This window comes from Candidatus Cloacimonadota bacterium, from assembly GCA_011372345.1.
Taxonomy (GTDB): domain Bacteria; phylum Cloacimonadota; class Cloacimonadia; order Cloacimonadales; family TCS61; genus DRTC01.
This window is the reverse complement of the sequence record DRTC01000636.1, coordinates 1-1,969: the sequence shown is the minus strand read 5'-3', so window position 1 is coordinate 1,969 and position 1,969 is coordinate 1. Positions and strand designations below refer to the sequence as shown.

Annotated in this window: 2 protein-coding genes; both read left to right on the top strand. The window is 36.5% G+C overall.

The genetic code is table 11. The features are described 5' to 3' along the window. Positions 1-90: 90 nt before the first annotated feature. Entirely contained in the window at positions 91-852 is a 762-nt protein-coding gene (locus tag ENL20_12240) for an energy-coupling factor transporter transmembrane protein EcfT (protein ID HHE39322.1), read from the top strand. A gap of 226 nt (positions 853-1,078) precedes the next feature. Next, complete coding sequence (gene mobB, locus ENL20_12235) at positions 1,079-1,825, top strand: molybdopterin-guanine dinucleotide biosynthesis protein B (protein HHE39321.1); 747 nt, start codon at positions 1,079-1,081, stop codon at positions 1,823-1,825. Positions 1,826-1,969: the final 144 nt, after the last annotated feature.

Here is a 1,969-nt window from a genome sequence, read left to right as displayed (position 1 = left end):
CTCTGTGACTCTGTGGCTAATTTTGAAATTCCGATACATTAAAATATCTTAATGGAACATTTTAATGAATCATTTTAATGGAACATTTTAATGGAAGATCTTAAAATGGAACAAAAGATCGATTTAGATTTACGGACAATTCTGGTAATCGTGATGGTTATCACCTCATTATCAGTAATTTTTCAAAACCTGCTGATGCAGACTGCTCTAATCTTCGTTTCCATTATACTTTTATTATTGATAAATCCGGGTAAGAAAAAATTCACCCGTATTATGCACAGATTGAAGAATATCCTAAAAATCGTCTTAACTCTGATGGTCTTCCAAATATTATTTCGGCAGGAAGGAGAGATTTTCTGGCAGTGGAAAATAATTAAGATCACTTCATCAGGATTGAATTACGGGATAATTTCATCATTGAGATTTTTCCTGATAATCATCATTTCAGGTCTATTGATCGACATCTCTTTCGATAAATATCTGTTAGCCTTGCGAGGTTGGAAAATTTCTTATGAAATCTCATTTATTATTGCTTCGGTTATTCATTTCATTCCCTTATTTTCAAAACAATTCCGGTTAAGTATGGAAGCCTTGTCTTTACGGGAGATCAATATCAATGACCTGCCTTTGCGAAAAAGACCAAAAGCGTATCTTTCGCTGTTATTCCCGATCATTGCCAGAGCAATGCAAACCGTGAAATACAGGGCAATTTCCATGGAATTGCGTGGTTTCAGACTTTTTCCCGATCGTACATATCTGTATAAGAAGAAACTTCGCTGGTTTGATTATTGTATTCAGTTTGGAATTATCTTATCGTTTGGATTGATCTTATGTTTTTATTATTTGGTTTGAGCGTTAATATAACTCGAGTTCAGAAGAGCGAAGCGAGACTGGACTTGAGTTAATAATTGTAATAATCGTAAGTAAAAAACTGAATTCCATCAAACTAAAGTTGATGAAGTCCAGTCGTATCCGATTTATAGGAAAAAATTGAGACAGACTGACAACTGTTCTCAACTCGCACTCCCTTCGGTCGTTGCAAGTCGAGTCCAGTTTCATTAAAATATCAGGAGGAAAAATGAAAGTCTTTAGTGTTGCCGGTTATCATCATACCGGAAAGACAACTCTGGTTGTTAATTTGCTCAAAGAATTAAAAAGAAGAGGATATAAAGTCGCTTCCGTCAAAGACATCCATTATGAAGATTTTACTATGGAAAAACCGGGTTCGAATTCCCAAAAACATTTACAGGCTTCGGAAAATGTTGTTTTTGCCAGAGGATTTAAGGAAACATACCAGATCTGGAACAGGCAGCTTTCCCTGAATGAAATGCTGGCACATTTGAGTGCTGATTATGTGATCGTGGAAGGGATGAAAACTGCTGCTTTACCAAGAATTATCTGTGCGAATGATAGAGATCAATTGGCTGAACTTGTAGATGGAACGGTCTTTGCTGTTTCCGGAAAATTTTCTGATGAGCACAAAAAATATGATCATCTCCCGGTTCTTCATGCAGAGAGAAATATCAGGGATCTGGCAGATATTATCGAGCAAAAAGTTTTTGAGGTGCTGCCTTTAGCAAAACCGGAGTGTTGTTCTGCTTGCGGTTTTTCCTGTTATGGAATGGTGGCGGAAATCCTGAAAGGAAATAAAACCAGAAATGACTGCAGAACCGACAGGAAAATTGGAATTCATCTCAATGTTGATGGAAAAGAAATAAAAATCGTTCCTTATGTACAGAATTCCTTTAAAGATTCTGTCCTCGGTTTTGTCCGGAATTTGAAAGGATGCGAAAGAGGAAAAGTGGAGATTGAGATAGATGGATAATGTTTGGCAGCTGCCACGCTCTTCTTGCTTCTCTTCTTGCTTGGCGAGGATCTGTTTGTTACGTGAAATTATTTTATTATACAAACAATCCGTGTTTAATATCTTCACCTTTTGATAAATAGATAGCTTCTTCAGCAATATTGG